This window comes from Amycolatopsis sp. NPDC054798, from assembly GCF_053611505.1.
Genome location: NZ_JBSHAM010000030.1, coordinates 1 through 14425, shown reverse-complemented (window position 1 = coordinate 14425; position 14425 = coordinate 1). Strand labels below are relative to the sequence as shown.

Here is a 14425-nt window from a genome sequence, read left to right as displayed (position 1 = left end):
AATCATGTGTTCCGCGTGCGGGGTGCCGACGCACCAGCCCGAGTCCGGGGTCACCGGCACAGCAGCCCCGCGCAAATTCGCGGCGCTGTACAACAAGGACTGCCGTCCGTATCTCATCGGCACCGGCCTCGCCATGATGGCCGACAACATCGAACACGTCATCACCTACTGGGTGCTGTGGGAGAAATTCCAGTCCCCCGCGCTGACCGGGTTCGAGGTGATCAGCCACTGGGTGCCGTTCCTGCTGTTCTCGGTGTACTTCGGCGGGCTGGCCGACCGGCACGACTGCCGCCGGATCATCCAGGCCGCGCAGGTGCTGTTCATGGCGGTGTCCGTGGCGTGGGGCGTGCTGATCGTGACCGACACCCTCGAGGTGTGGAGTGCGTGCGTACTGCTGATTTTGCACGGCTGCGCGGGCGCGATCTGGGGCCCGGGCGAGCAGTTGATGCTGCACGATTTCGTCGGCCCGGCCGAACTGCCGAGCGCGGTCCGGCTCAACGCCACCTTCCGCAGCCTCGGCATTCTCTTCGGCCCGGTCGTCGGTTCGGCGCTGCTGCTCGGCCTCGGGCCGGTGGCGGGCATTTTCGTGAACGTCGCGTTCTACCTTCCGCTGACCGTGTTCCTGTTCCGCACCAAGTTCACCGGACACACCCGAGACGGCGGAATCATCCGCAGGCCGCGGGTCGGATTGCTGGATTCGGTGCGGATCCTGAAGGACATCAGCGGGAACCCGACAATGGTCGGGATGATCATCCTCGCCGGGCTCGGCGCGTTCTTCGTCGGCGCTTCAATGCAGAGTTCGATGCCGATCTTCGCGCAGGACCTCGGCGCGGGCAGCGCCGGAACCGCGTACGGCGTGCTGCTGTTCGCCAACGGCGCGGGCGGCGTGATCGGCGGAATCCTGCTGGAAGCGACCGGAAAGATCAAACCGAGCGTGCGCGCCGCGGTGATCAGCACGGCGATCTACGGCGTGTCGAGCCTGTTCTTCGCGATGACCGCCAGCTACCCGATCGCGGTGGCACTGCTGGTGATCGGCGGCGTGGCGAACCTGGCGTCGATGTCGATCGGCCAGACCGTCGTGCAACTGCTGGCGAAACCGGAGGAACGCGGCCGGGTGATCGGCGTGTACAGCGTGTCCGCCAACGGTCTTCGCGCGGGCAGCGGGTTCACTGTGGGGCTGCTCGGTTCCGCGGTCGGGGTGCACTGGTCGCTGGGCATCAGCGCGGCCGCGCTCACCGTCGGCACCGCGATCGCCGGCTGGTACTCGCTGGGCAGCCGCCGGGCGCGGCAGCTGCACCAGTTCACCGACTGAGCCGGTCGCGAAGACGGTCTACCTCGTCCGCGGCCATTCCGGCGCGGACGAGGTAGTCGCGGGCGTTGAAGCCGTCGAGGGTCGCCAGGACGGCTTCTCGAACGGTCGTTTGGCGGCGCGCTAAAGCAGCTTCGAGCAGCGCGGTTTGGTCTTCGACTCCCAGCGCTCGGTACAGCGGGATGACGGCCGCGGTCGAGAGGGCGTAGTCGGCGGCGATGGTTTCCGGGTCGACGCCGGCCAGTGCGAGCAGGAGCAGCGAAACGAGGCCAGTACGGTCTCGGCCGGACGTACAGTGGAAGAGCACGCCACCCTCGGCGCGGGACAGCGCCCTCAGCGCGGTTGCGCAACGTTCTGCTTTGCGGTCAAGGAAAACGCGGTAGTAGAGCGGGGTTCCGTCGAGGTGCTCGTCAGCGATGTATTGCCAGAAATCGGTGTCCTCGACGTCGTCCAGCGGGACTTCGAGGCGCGTCGTTCCGGACGGCACAGTGACGGCGGAAGTGCTGATCTCGGCGGGGTTTCGCAGATCGATGATGGTGCGCACGCCGGAATCTCGTGCCTGCGCCCAGCCATCGCCGGTGACGAACCGGAGAGTCGCGGACCGGTAGAACTGCGCGGACCTGGTGGCGGCACCGGATTGGGTGGGGAGACCGCCGAGGTCTCTGGTGTTGTAGAAGCCCTCCCACTCCACTGCACGGTTCTCGCCCATCAGCCGATCCTGGCCTGAATCTGCTCCCGGCGACAACCAGCCCGGAGAGGACCTGGAAAGGGCCGTCGAACAGGCGATCCCCGTTTTTTGTCGGTGCTCCCGCTTACGCTCTCCCCATCACGCAGCACCCATCACCGTCAGCGACAAGCTGCTCACCAGCACAGATCACACTGGACCGCAGCTTGCTCCACACCGTATAGTCCATGTGGAATAACCCACGATGGATCACCCTATTGGATCTCCTGGAGGAACAGCGTCATGGTCGCGGCCAAGCTCACGGCACTGGGCGTCGCCGTGCTCGAGCTGCTGCACGAGCGGCCGATGCACCCGTACGAAATGGCCCAGCTGATGCGGGAACGGCACGTCGAAACCCGCGTGAAGCTCAAGGCCGGCTCGCTCTATCACACGGTGGATCGATTGCAGCGCAACGGTTTCATCGATGTAGTCGAGACACAGCGAGACGGCAGACGCCCCGAACGCACGGTGTACGCGATGACGGCGGCGGGCAAAGACGCCTTCCAGGAACGAGCCCGGCAAATGCTGGGCGACGTGGTGCCGGACTACAGCGACGTGCTCAGCGGGCTCGCCGTGATCGACGACCTCGGGCGCGACGTGGCGCTGGTCGAACTGGAGCACCGCATCACCCGGCTGCGCGCGGCCGTGGCGGCCGACGAGGTGCTCATCGACCGGCTGGAATCCGACGGCACCCCCGACATCTACTGGCTCGACTTCCGCTACAGCGCGGCGCAGCGGAAGTTCGAGCTGGACTGGATCGAGCAGCTGTTCTCGGACCTCGACAGCGGCCGGATCCCTTTCCAGGACAAGAAACTCAAGCTCAAGGAAGACCATGAACGCAAGACCGGTTAACCCGTGGGCCGCGCTCAGCGCGCTCTGCATCGGGTTTTTCATGATCCTGCTGGACACCACGATCGTGTCCATCGCGGTGCCCGCCATGCTGCAGCACCTCGGCGCCGGGCTGAACTCGGTGGTGTGGGTGATCAGCGTCTACCTGCTCACCTACGCCGTGCCGATGCTGTTCACCAGCCGCCTCGGCGACCGTTTCGGCCCGAAGCGCGTGTTCGTCGCCGGGCTCGTCGTGTTCACCGCTTCGTCGCTGTGGTGCGGGCTTTCCGGCAACGTCGAGATGCTGATCGCCGCCCGTGCCGTGCAAGGCCTCGGCGCCGCGCTGATGACGCCGCAGACGCTGGCGTTCATCAGCCACCTGTTCCCGCCCGCGAAGCGCGGCGCGGCGATGGGTGCGTGGGGCGGCGTGGCCGGACTGGCCACGATCACCGGCCCGCTGCTGGGCGGTGTGCTGGTGCAGCACCTCGGCTGGGAGTGGATTTTCTACGTGAACGTGCCGATCGGCGTCATCGCCATCGCACTGACGCTGTGGCTGGTGCCGGACTGGCAGCCGAAGCACTCGCACTCGTTCGACCTGATCGGCATCCTGCTGTCCGCGGCCGGGCTGTTCTGCGTGGTGTTCGGTGTCCAAAATGGACAGCAGTACGACTGGGGCACGGTGTTCGGCGGCATCACGGTCTTCGAAATCATCGGAGCCGGCGTGGCGCTGCTGATCGCCTTCGTGCTGTGGCAGCACTACAACCGCCGGGAACCGCTGGTCCCGCTGGCGGTGTTCGCGAACCGCAACTTCTCCGCGGGCACGCTCACCGCGACCACGGTCGGCTTCACCATGACCGGCATGTTCCTGCCGCTGATCATCTACATCCAGACGGTGCTCGGCCTGTCCCCCACCATGGCCGGTCTGCTCACCGCCCCGATGTCGCTGCTGTCCGGCGTGATCGCGCCGTTCGTGGGCCGCGCTTCGGACAAAATCAACGGCAAGTACCTGGTGATGGGCGGCCTGGCCCTGCTGGCGGCGGGCATCGGCATCATCGCGCTGCAGGCACGGCCGGACACGAGCCCGTGGGCGCTGATCCCGGCGCTGCTGGTGTGCGGTCTCGGCGTGGGGTGCATCTTCTCGCCGATGAGCAACCTGACGATGGGGTCGGTAGAGCCGCGGCTCACCGGCACCGCCTCGGGCATCTTCAACACCGCCCGCCAGGTGGGCGGCGTGCTGGGCAGCGCCGCGATCGGCGTGCTCCTGCAGGCGAGGATCAGCGCCTCGATCACGAGCGAGGCCGCCACCGCGGCCGCGCAACTGCCGGAGCAGTACCGCGCCCCGTTCACCGAGGGAATCGCCCACGCCGCCGCGTCCACCGGCGAATTCGGCTCCTCCGGCGGTCCGGGGGCGATCCCTGGGCTTCCCGCGGACATCGCCGCGCAGGCAGGCCGTCTCGCCAGCGAAGTGGTCCACAATGGACTCACTGACGCCGCCAGGGCGACCCTGATCCTGCCGATCGCGGTGCTGGTGCTGGGAGTCCTGTCGGCGGCCGCACTGCGCCGGATGTCGCCTCGACGGCACGCGGCAGCGCCGACCGCCCCGGCCCCGGAACCGGTGCGATGAACGGGTGACCTTGCTGGCCCCGGCTGGGCGCGACCCAGCCGGGGCAGGGCAGGCGGCGAGGGGAGGAAGAGCCTCCTCATTCAGCGCGCTCCCGGTCCGGAGCGGGCAAAGCGGAGCGGCTTGAGCACGCCTTGCAACGCGCAGCAGCGGTATCGCGGTTGCTGCTCAACGCTCCCCCAGCCTTGAACGACCGAACCCGCTCAAACACCCCCGCATCACACAGCAACGACGCTGCGGTTGCGACGTCAGATTTGCGGGCCGGTGCATGAGGGTTTGCGCTGAGGCCCGCAAATCCGCATCCGCGACCTCTCCGGCCCCAGCCCGCCTAGACAGACCCCACCCCCAGACCACGTCGGCGCCCCGGCGTGCGACCGCGCCCCGGCGCAGCCCCCTCCCTGGACCACGCCCCACCCCGCCCCTCCTCGCCGAGGTAGCGTGCGACCGTGCGTCTAGTCCTCGCCTCCCAGTCCCCCGCCCGCCTTGCCGTGTTGCGCAGCGCCGGTCTCGATCCGGCTGTCGTCGTGTCCGGCGTCGACGAGGACGCCGTCGCGGCCGCGCTCACCGATCCGGCTCCCGACGAACTCGTCTCGGCTCTCGCCAAGGCCAAGGCGAACGCCGTCGTCGAGATGGTCTCCGAGCCGGACGCCGTGATCGTCGCCTGTGATTCCATGCTTTCCATCGGCGGCGAGATGGTCGGCAAGCCCGCCACCGCCGAGATCGCGAAGCAGCGCTGGGCCCGGATGGCAGGCGGCTCCGGCGTCCTCCTCACTGGGCACGCCGTGGTCCGGCTCGACGGCGGGCAGCGCACCAAGGAAGCCTCCGGCACCCGGTCGACCACCGTGCACTTCGCCAACCCCAGCAAGGCCGAGATCGACGCCTACGTCGCCACCGGCGAACCGCTGCACGTCGCGGGGGCGTTCACGCTCGACGCGCTCGGCGGGTGGTTCGTCGAGGGCGTCGAGGGGGACCCGTCGAGTGTGATCGGGATCAGCCTTCCGCTTCTGCGCCAGCTCCTCGCAGAGGTGGGTGTCAGCGTCACCGAGATGTGGAAATAGTTCACATACTGGGACGATGTGTCACTCGGACGAGTGATCAGGGAAAGTCGGCGCTGGCCCGCACCCGGGCCAGCGGAAACTCTCGACCTCCCTGGGGTGGCACATGTCCTTCGTCAGGACGTACACCAAGCCGCGCGTGTTCGCCGCGGCCGTCCTCGGCTCGCTTGTCGTGGGCGCCGGCCTCGGCGTGCTCGCGCGGACGACTGAAGCCGGCTGGCTGACCGACACCCTCGACCACATCGGCACGATCTTCACGACCCTGCTGCAGATCGCGGTGATCCCGCTGGTCTTCACCGCGATCGTGGTCGGCATCAACAGCCTGCGCGGCCTCGGCGGCGGCCGCACCGCCGCGCGGCTCGGCGGAAAGACCGTGCTGTGGTTCGCGATCACGTCGCTGATCGCCTCGCTGATCGGGATCGCGATCGGCAAGCTGTTCAACCCCGGTTCCGGCGGGCTCGGCGAGGGCGTCGCGGCCACCGCGAAGAACGCCGACAAGGCCGCGAAGAGCATGAGCCACTGGGGTTCCTGGGACGCCTTCATCAAGGGTCTGCTGCCGGAGAACTTCTTCTCCGCCTTCGCTGAGGGCAGCACGCTCCAGGTGCTCTTCCTCGCCGTCGTGATCGGCGCCGCCGCCTACAGCTTGGGCGACAAGGCGAAGCCGTTCGTCGACTTCACCACGAGCGTTTTCGAAATCGTCCAGCGCTACCTCGGCTGGATCGTGCGGCTCGCCCCTATCGGCATCATCGGCCTGATCGGCGCCGCGGTTTCCAACTACGGCGACGCGCTGTTCCGCCCGCTGCTGTCGACCACGATCGCGGTGTACGTCGGCTGCCTGCTGATCCTGTTCGTGGTCTACCCGATCCTGCTGCAGTTCGTCGCGAAGGTGAGCCCGCTGACGTTCTTCGCCAAGGCGGGCACCGCGATCCAGTTCGCCTTCGCGTCGCAGTCGAGTTCGGCGACGCTGCCGCTGACCCGGCAGTCCGCGGTGAACCTCGGCGTCGACCCCGGCTACGCCGCCTTCGCCACCCCGCTCGCCAGCGCGACCAAAATGGACGGTTGCGCCGCGGTGTTCCCGGCGATCGGCGCGATCTTCATCGCCAACCTCGCCGGGGTGCCGCTGAGCTTCGGGCAGTACGTCGGCATCGTGGTCGTCGCCGTGGTCGGCGCGCTGGCCACCGCGGGCACCACCGGATGGCTGACCGCGCTCACCCTGACCACGGCGTTCATCGGCCTCGACGCCAAGCAGGTCGCGCTCGGCATCGCGCTGATCTACTCGGTGAACCCGATCATGGACATGATGCGCACGGCCACGAACGTCGCCGGCCAGATCGTGGTCCCGACGATCGTCGCCCGCAGCGAGGGCCTGCTCGACGACGAAATCCTCAGCACGCAGACCGCTCGCCCGAACCACCGCGACGAGGGCGGCGCCGCCCGGCCCGCCACCGCCTGACGCCTCGTGAGCGGCGATCCCGGTTCTCACCGGGATTGCCGCTCACGAGTTGCCGGAACAACGGCGCAGCTGGGATTTCTTCAGCTCGACGTCCGGCCAGCCGCGGAAATTCGACGGCGCGGTGACGGTGCTCGTGCAGCCCATCACCTCGCCGTCGAGTTCGTAGACCTCCGCCACCACCGGCGACGCCTGGCAGCGCGGCGAGCCGGACACCGCCTGCGGGCACTCGTGCCGGACGACGATCACGTCCGGACGGCCGTCCTGGCTGACGTCGTAGAGCGACAGCGAGCCAGCGTCCGAGAAATACGGCTTGCCGTAATCGCGCCACACCCCGCCGGACTCGGTGAGCAGTTCGCCGTACGAGCCGCCGGCCGCGTCGCCGCGGATCAGGCACGCGGCGGTCGATCCGTCGATGCAGCGCAGCGAGGTGGCCGTCAGTTTCGCGCCCATGGCCGTGATCGCCAGTTCGAACGGCTGCGTTCCGACCTGGACCCGGCCCAATCCGCCCGAGGCGTCCGCGAGCAACACGACCGGGGTACCGCCGACGCTCACCGCCGCCAGTTGCTTGCACGGACCGTTTCCGCAGGTCGCGGACGGTGCTTCCACCGGGGCCGCGGCGGGTTCCCTCGGCATCATGGTCTCCGCGCCGTCCGGCTTCGGGCGCAGCACGACGACCACGACGAGCGCCGCCGCCGTCACCACCGCCGCGAGAACGGCGGTGAGCAGCGCGGATCGCGGGACGCGCTTCGGCCAAGTCCGCATATCCGAGACTGTAAGCGACCTTGCGCACCGTGGCCGTCTATGTTGTCCGAGTGACGAACCCCAATTTGCCCCCGGCCCTTTACCTGCCGACCGGCCCCACCGGCCCGACCACCGACGGCCAGACCGGAGCCAACGTCGAACTGCGCCGCACCCCGGACGGCCGCACCGCGCTGGTCGCCTTCACCGCGCTCGACCGGCTCGTCGACTGCTGCGGCGAGCACCAGCCGTGGATCCTGGTCAACACCGAGAACCTGGCGCTCGTGCACCAGGTCAACCCCTACGACGTCATCGTGCTCGACTCCGAACTACCGGCCGAACTGCGGCATCAGGCCCCGGCCGGACGGGTATAAACAGGACCGAGCTGGGTGGTCCACCTCTCAATCCAGGCCCTGTCCTGGTCCGTAGACTCCCGGTTGACCAGCAGCGCGGCGACGGGCACGGGAGGTATGTGGTGAGCGAGCAGGACACCGCGAGCGCAGGCGGTCCGGTGACCAAGATCCTGGTCGCGAACCGGGGCGAGATCGCGGTTCGCGTGATCCGGGCCGCGAAGGACGCCGGCCTGCAGAGCGTGGCCGCGTACGCCGACCCGGACCGCGACGCGCCGCACGTGCGGCTCGCCGACGAGGCGTTCGCCCTCGGCGGGACCACCGCGGCCGAAAGCTATCTCGCGATCGACAAGATCCTCGACGCCGCCAAGCGGTCCGGCGCGGATTCGGTCCACCCCGGCTACGGCTTCCTTTCCGAGAACGCCGAATTCGCCCAGGCCGTCCTCGACGCGGGCCTGACCTGGATCGGGCCGAGCCCGCAGTCGATCCGCGACCTCGGCGACAAGGTGACCGCGCGGCACATCGCGATGCGCGCGGGCGCGCCGCTCGTGCCCGGCACCAAGGAGCCGGTGAAGGACGCCGACGAGATCATCGCGTTCGCCGACGAGCACGGCCTGCCGGTCGCGATCAAGGCGGCGTTCGGCGGCGGCGGCCGCGGCCTGAAGGTCGCCCGCACGCGGGAAGAAATCCCTGAACTGTTCGAGTCCGCGACGCGCGAGGCGGTGGCCGCGTTCGGCCGCGGCGAATGCTTCGTGGAGCGGTACCTGGACAAGCCGCGGCACGTCGAGGCGCAGGTGCTGGCCGACCAGCACGGCAACGCGATCGTCGTCGGCACCCGCGACTGCTCGCTGCAGCGCCGCCACCAGAAGCTGGTGGAAGAGGCCCCCGCGCCGTACCTGTCCGACGACCAGCGCGCCCGGATCCACGAGTCCGCCAAGGCCATCTGCAAGGAGGCCGGCTACTACGGCGCGGGCACCGTCGAATACCTCGTCGCGGTCGACGGCACCATTTCCTTCCTTGAGGTGAACACCCGCCTGCAGGTCGAGCACCCGGTTTCGGAGGAAACCACCGGCATCGACCTGGTCCGCGAGATGTTCCGCATCGCGCGCGGCGAGAAGCTGCGGATCACCGAGGACCCGACGCCGCGCGGCCACTCGATCGAGTTCCGCATCAACGGCGAGGACGCCGGGCGCGGCTTCCTGCCCGCGCCGGGCACGGTCACCAAGTTCGTCGCTCCCTCCGGGCCGGGCGTGCGCGTCGATTCCGGCGTCGAATCCGGCAGCGTGATCGGCGGCCAGTTCGACTCGATGCTCGCCAAGCTCATCGTCACCGGTTCGGACCGGCAGAACGCGCTGGAGCGCAGCCGCCGCGCGCTGGCCGAGTTCGAGGTCGAGGGCATGGCCACGGTGCTGCCGTTCGACCGCGTGATCGTGGACGACCCGGCGTTCATCGGCGACGAAAACGGCTTCAGCGTGCACACCCGCTGGATCGAGACCGAGTTCGACAACAAGATCGAGCCGTTCACCGCGCCGGACGTCGAGGCCGAGGAAGAGGCGCCGCGGCAGAACGTCGTGGTCGAGGTCGGCGGCCGACGGCTCGAAGTGTCGCTGCCGGGCGGGTTCGCCCTCGAGGGCGGCGGCGCGCCCGCGGCGACGAAAGCCAAGCCCCGCAAGCGGGCCGGCGGCGCGAAGGCAGCGGTGAGTGGCGACGCGGTCACCGCGCCGATGCAGGGCACCATCGTGAAGATCGCGGTCGAGGAAGGCCAGCACGTCGAGGCGGGCGAGCTGATCGTGGTGCTCGAAGCGATGAAGATGGAAAACCCGGTAACCGCACACAAAGCGGGCACTGTCACCGGGCTTTCGGTCGAGATCGGTTCCGCGGTCACCCAGGGAACACAACTCTTGGAACTCAAGGACTGAAGTTGTGCTGAATGTCGTGGGTGCCGCGCGCTCGCGCGGCCTACCATCGACTACGTGACTGAGGTTCCGTCTCCGCAGCTGCGGATCAGCGACCAGGAGCGAGAGTCCGCGCTGAATGCGCTCGGTGAGCACATGAGCGCGGGGCGGATCGACATCGACGAGTTCGGCGAACGATCCGCCCGGATCACCGCGGCCAAGACCCGGGGCGAACTGGGCGAGCTGTTCGTCGATCTGCCGGTACCGCATCCGATGTTCGGCGCGGGCACTCCCGCCGCGCCGCAACCGGCCGTGGCACCTCCCCCGCCGATGCCGGTGCCGCAGCCCGCGGCGTCCGGCGAGGTGGCCGCGCGGCAACAGGAGTGGTCGCCGGGGCAACGCCTCGTCGCCGCCCTGATTCCGCTGGTGTGGATCGCGGCGATCGCCTTGATCGCCACGGGCACCGCGGGATGGCCGGTCATTTTCGCGCCGATCGCGCTCACCGCGGTCGGCCGTGCGCTCTGGGGCAAGGGTTTCGAGCATCATGACCATCACCACCACGACCGGCACCGGGAGCGTCGCGAGGAGTTCCGGGCGATGCGCGACGAGCACCGGCGCCAGCGCCGTCTCGACCGCTGAGGCGGGCCATGGCTGACCTGCGGCTGAGCGACGCCGAACGACAGGACGCGCTCGACGTCCTCTCCGAGCACGTCCGCACCGGACGCCTCGACATCGACGAATACGGCAGCCGTTCGGCGAAGGTCACGTCCGCCAAGCTAGTGAGCGAGCTGGAGCCGTTGTTCGACGACCTGCCCTCGCCGCGGCCGAGCGCGCTGCTGGCCACGGCCCGGCCGGAACCGGTCGTGCCGTCCGCTGGAAACGGCAGGCTGGGCGGGTTCGTGATGCGGTATTCGGTGCCGCTTTCGATCGCCTTGGCGGTCGTCGTGCTCATCGTGACCCGCGGACGGCTGCTGATCGTGTTCGCGCTGCCGTTGCTGCTGATCCTGTTCAGCGGATGGCGGCGGCGCTGAGCCCGCGAGAACGCTCGGCGCGACCCAGCCCGATGATGGGGTTGCGGCCGGGTTCGGTGGACCCGAAGGCCGAGCGGTGGGCGGGCCCGGTGTTCGCCGGGATCGGAATTCTGGCGCTCGCGGTGTGCACGATCATCGCCGCCGGTCAGCCGCACGGTGCTCCCGCGCAGTGGCGCACCACCCTGCTTCTCGCCGCGGCGAGCGGGCTGTGGCTGCTGGTGCTGATCCCGGTTTTCCCGCAGCGCACGCGAAAACCGTGGCTGGCCATCGGATTCTTTGTCGTTCTGCTGGCCGGCGCGACCATGCTCACCTCCCGGCTGGACCCGTTCACCGCCTTCGCTTCGATCGGCTATCCGATCGCGTTCGTATTGTTCCCGGTGCGCTGGAGTATCTTCGCGGCAGCCGCGACGGCGATAGTTCCGTTGCTGGCCAAGGGAATTTGGCAGCCGTCACCGCCGTGGATCACCGCGGTTTCGATCGTCGGCCCGATTCTGTACGTGGCGTGGTTCGTCGGTGCGGAGAACGAACAACGCCGCCGTACCAACGAAAAACTCGCGCAATCGAACGCGAAACTGGAAACGGCCTTAACGGAAAACGCGGCATTGCACGCCCAACTGCTTACCCAAGCCCGAGAAGCCGGGGTGCTCGACGAACGCCAGCGAATGGCTCGCGAAATTCACGACACTGTCGCCCAAGGATTGACCGGCATCGTCACGCAACTGCAAGCCGCCGACCGGGCCACCGAAGCCGCGGATCGGCAACGGCATCTCGACCACGTCCACACGCTGGCGAAGGACAGTCTCACCGAGGCCCGCCGGGCGGTTCAGGCGTTGCGGCCAGAGCCGTTGGCCGACTCGAATCTGCCGGAAGCGTTGGCAGAATTGGCAAATCGAGCGTCCAGCACCTCCGGAGCCGAGGTAACCGCCGATGTCGAAGGCAACGCGCGGCCGTTGCTGCCGGAACTGGAAGTGGCGCTGTACCGGGTGACGCAGGAAGCCTTGGCCAACGCCGAAAAACACGCGTGCGCCAGCCGGATCGGCATCACCCTGACCTACACCAGCGACCTGGTCATGCTCGATATCCGCGACGACGGAAGGGGTTTCGCCCCCGGCGACCGCGGCGACGGCACCGGCTTCGGCCTGGAGGCGATGCGCCAGCGAGTGCAACGGGTGGCGGGTTCGCTGACCATCGAGTCCGCGCGAGGGGAAGGGACCGCCGTGCACGCGGAGTTCCCGGCGATCCCTTCGTCCGCTTAAGTCACTGCCCACCCGCGGCACGCAGCTGCCGCCGCAACACCTTGCCGTTCGCGTTGCGCGGCAACGCATCCAGCCAGGTCACGTCCTGCGGCACCTTGTACCACGACAGGTGTTCCCGAGTCAGCGCGACCAATTCCGCGCTCAAGTCGTCGTCGCCGGTGCCCGAAGTGGTGACCACATAAGCGCGCAGCGTCGTGTCCCCCGCCTCGCGCCGCACCGCGCTGACCGCTGCTTCCCGCACCTTCGGGTGGCTTTCGAGGAGCTGTTCGACCTCGCCGGGGACGACGTTCTGCCCGCCGATCACCTCGACGTCGTCCAACCGGCCGTAGACGTGGACGACGCCCTGCTCGTCGATCGACCCGAGATCGCCCGTCGACCACCAGACGTCGGTCACCTGATCCGGGCCGAGGCTGCCGCGAGCGACACCCCGAGTGGCGTACGGGACCAAAAACTGCAGTTCGCCCCGCACCCCGGCCGCCGCCTCCTGCCCGTCGACCACTACGCGTGCCGAACGCCCCTCGAAGACCGGCCCGACCGCGGACACATCCGCGTAGTCCGCTGGGCAGCCCGCGGCGTATCCACCGGCCTCAGTAGCGCCGTAAAGGTTCGTCAACCGATCGCCGAAGACCAGTACCAGCTTCTCGCGCAACCGCGCGGAAAGCACTTCGCCAGCACACATCGCGCCGCGCAACTGTCCGAGAGTCTCGGCGTGCCCCGGTTCAAGCAGCAGGCGCGCGTAGAAACTCGGCTGCGCGAAAAGCTTCGCGACGTTGTGGCGGCGGATCAGCTCCAGCGCGGCGGCCGGGGTCGCGCGCGGCCGCGAAAGCACCGACGTCTGACCGGTGTACATCGTGGCCATCACCGAGGAGAACAGCCCGCCGGAGAAGTACATCCGCGACACCGAGAGCGCGACCGTGCCGACCCCGTCCGTGCGGAGCATCGACGGATCGAAATTGCTGTGCAGGTAAAAACACAGCTTGGGCGCACCGGTCGTCCCGGACGTGAACATCGCGTGCGACGGATGGTCTCCGCCCGGCGCGAACTCCGTCTCCGGCTCCCCGGCAGCCAGCCGCTCCGCACTGGTGGTCGACGCGAGACCGGCGGCGTCGAGCCAGCCCGCGGTTTCCGGGTCGGCGACGATCAGCGCGGGTTCGGCAGTGCGGATGTCGCGGGTCAAATCGTCTTGGCTCATCTGGACATTCACCGGAATCGCGACGATTCCGGCCTGCCACGCGCCGAGCAGGCACCAGACCATCTCGATGCTGTCCGGAAGCGCGAGCAGAACGCGGTCGCCGCGGGTCAGCCCGGCGGCTCGATAACCGCCCGCGACCCGGGCGGCCCCGGTGTAGACCTCGGCGAACGTCCAGATCCGGTCGTCGGCGAGGAAAGCGGGCAGGTCGTCCCATCCGTGCAGACGGGCGTGTTCGGCGGCAAACTGGGTCAGATTGTCCGGCATACCGGCAACGCTGCCAGCGTGCTCATCACGCCGCGACGGATTTTCGCCTAGTGCTGCCCGAAACGGCAGGGAGTTTTCACTCGCGTCGCGACGGACGTGACACGGCACGCAGCCGCTGCCCGCATTCTGCCGGTTAGGCTCGAGTCGTGGAACCCGTGGACATCAACGCGGGCGCGTACTACCTGCGTCAACTGCGCGCGGACCGGCATCTCGACGACCGGCCCGCGCTGATGGAGGCGTTCGCCGACCCGCGGCATCGGCGGTACGTGCTGAATTACCGGTTGCGCACCCCCGACGAAGCCACCGAGTACGTGACGCTGCGTGCCGCGCAGTGGGCGTGCGACGAGCGCTGCTCGTGGGCCGTCGCCGATCCGGCGACCAGCCGTCTGCTCGGCGAGGTCGGGCTGCGCGATCTGGACCTCGACTTCGGCACCGCGGAGGCGTCGGTGTGGACGCATCCTGCCGAACGAGGCAAAGGCATTGCGGCAGTAGCGCTTTCGGCCGCGATCCAGTTCGGGTTCGACCGCCTGGGGCTGCGCGAAATCGCTTATCGGCACGACGAAAGCAACACCGCGTCCGCGGTGGTGGCGCGACGGGCCGGGTTCACCCGCGTCGGGCCAGAGGACCGGCCCTCGCCCAGCGGGGAAACGCTCATCAGGTGGGAGCTCAAGCCGTCGTGAGTGCCTGTCGCGGTTCTCACCGCGACAGG

General features: G+C 68.7%; 14 protein-coding genes. 11 read left to right on the top strand and 3 right to left on the bottom strand.

Annotated elements, in window-relative coordinates:
• Positions 1 to 4: 4 nt before the first annotated feature.
• Positions 5 to 1312 (top strand): MFS transporter, encoded by a 1308-nt coding sequence (locus ACWGIC_RS19890; RefSeq protein WP_452077414.1) that lies wholly within the window; start codon positions 5 to 7, stop codon positions 1310 to 1312.
• Here the strand turns inward: ACWGIC_RS19890 and ACWGIC_RS19885 are convergent.
• A complete protein-coding gene (locus ACWGIC_RS19885) occupies positions 1302 to 2018 on the bottom strand; it encodes a tyrosine-protein phosphatase (protein WP_452077413.1) in 717 nt (238 codons plus the stop codon). The two genes, ACWGIC_RS19890 and ACWGIC_RS19885, sit on opposite strands and share 11 nt — an antisense overlap.
• 258 nt (positions 2019 to 2276) lie before the next feature.
• On the opposite strand from ACWGIC_RS19885, the gene ACWGIC_RS19880 reads away from it, so the two are divergent.
• From ACWGIC_RS19880 to ACWGIC_RS19865, 4 genes are all read left to right on the top strand, one after another.
• Positions 2277 to 2885 (top strand): PadR family transcriptional regulator, encoded by a 609-nt coding sequence (locus ACWGIC_RS19880; RefSeq protein ID WP_452077412.1) that lies wholly within the window; start codon positions 2277 to 2279, stop codon positions 2883 to 2885.
• Complete coding sequence (locus tag ACWGIC_RS19875) at positions 2866 to 4485, top strand: DHA2 family efflux MFS transporter permease subunit (RefSeq protein ID WP_452077411.1); 1620 nt, start codon at positions 2866 to 2868, stop codon at positions 4483 to 4485. Before ACWGIC_RS19880 ends, ACWGIC_RS19875 begins: the two co-directional genes overlap by 20 nt.
• Positions 4486 to 4928: 443 nt before the next feature.
• The gene (locus tag ACWGIC_RS19870; RefSeq protein ID WP_452077410.1) at positions 4929 to 5540 is read left to right on the top strand and encodes a Maf family protein; all 612 of its coding nucleotides are present in this window, start codon (positions 4929 to 4931) and stop codon (positions 5538 to 5540) included.
• A gap of 103 nt (positions 5541 to 5643) precedes the next feature.
• Positions 5644 to 6990 carry a dicarboxylate/amino acid:cation symporter gene (locus tag ACWGIC_RS19865; protein ID WP_452077409.1) on the top strand — a complete coding sequence of 449 codons (1347 nt, stop codon included), beginning with the start codon at positions 5644 to 5646 and terminating at the stop codon, positions 6988 to 6990.
• A gap of 42 nt (positions 6991 to 7032) precedes the next feature.
• Here ACWGIC_RS19865 and ACWGIC_RS19860 read toward each other — a convergent pair whose 3' ends face one another.
• Positions 7033 to 7752 (bottom strand): hypothetical protein, encoded by a 720-nt coding sequence (locus ACWGIC_RS19860; protein WP_452077408.1) that lies wholly within the window; start codon positions 7750 to 7752, stop codon positions 7033 to 7035.
• A gap of 50 nt (positions 7753 to 7802) precedes the next feature.
• Between ACWGIC_RS19860 and ACWGIC_RS19855 the strand changes: the two genes are divergently transcribed.
• From ACWGIC_RS19855 to ACWGIC_RS19835, 5 genes are all read left to right on the top strand, one after another.
• Positions 7803 to 8102: an SAV_915 family protein gene (locus ACWGIC_RS19855; protein ID WP_037816056.1), complete on the top strand. Its 300-nt coding sequence runs from the start codon at positions 7803 to 7805 to the stop codon at positions 8100 to 8102.
• A gap of 101 nt (positions 8103 to 8203) precedes the next feature.
• Positions 8204 to 9997, top strand: coding sequence for an acetyl/propionyl/methylcrotonyl-CoA carboxylase subunit alpha (locus ACWGIC_RS19850; protein ID WP_452077407.1), 1794 nt, complete (start codon positions 8204 to 8206; stop codon positions 9995 to 9997).
• A 54-nt stretch (positions 9998 to 10051) separates the two neighbouring features.
• Positions 10052 to 10612: a DUF1707 SHOCT-like domain-containing protein gene (locus ACWGIC_RS19845; RefSeq protein WP_452077406.1), complete on the top strand. Its 561-nt coding sequence runs from the start codon at positions 10052 to 10054 to the stop codon at positions 10610 to 10612.
• An 8-nt stretch (positions 10613 to 10620) separates the two neighbouring features.
• Positions 10621 to 11004 carry a DUF1707 SHOCT-like domain-containing protein gene (locus ACWGIC_RS19840; protein ID WP_452077405.1) on the top strand — a complete coding sequence of 128 codons (384 nt, stop codon included), beginning with the start codon at positions 10621 to 10623 and terminating at the stop codon, positions 11002 to 11004.
• A complete protein-coding gene (locus tag ACWGIC_RS19835) occupies positions 10989 to 12260 on the top strand; it encodes a histidine kinase (RefSeq protein WP_452077404.1) in 1272 nt (423 codons plus the stop codon). The genes ACWGIC_RS19840 and ACWGIC_RS19835 overlap by 16 nt, the downstream gene beginning before the upstream one ends.
• Position 12261: 1 nt before the next feature.
• Here ACWGIC_RS19835 and ACWGIC_RS19830 read toward each other — a convergent pair whose 3' ends face one another.
• On the bottom strand, positions 12262 to 13716 hold the full coding sequence (locus tag ACWGIC_RS19830) for a class I adenylate-forming enzyme family protein (protein ID WP_452077403.1): 1455 nt from the start codon (positions 13714 to 13716) through the stop codon (positions 12262 to 12264).
• A gap of 146 nt (positions 13717 to 13862) precedes the next feature.
• Between ACWGIC_RS19830 and ACWGIC_RS19825 the strand changes: the two genes are divergently transcribed.
• Positions 13863 to 14396, top strand: coding sequence for a GNAT family N-acetyltransferase (locus ACWGIC_RS19825; RefSeq protein WP_452077402.1), 534 nt, complete (start codon positions 13863 to 13865; stop codon positions 14394 to 14396).
• Positions 14397 to 14425: the final 29 nt, after the last annotated feature.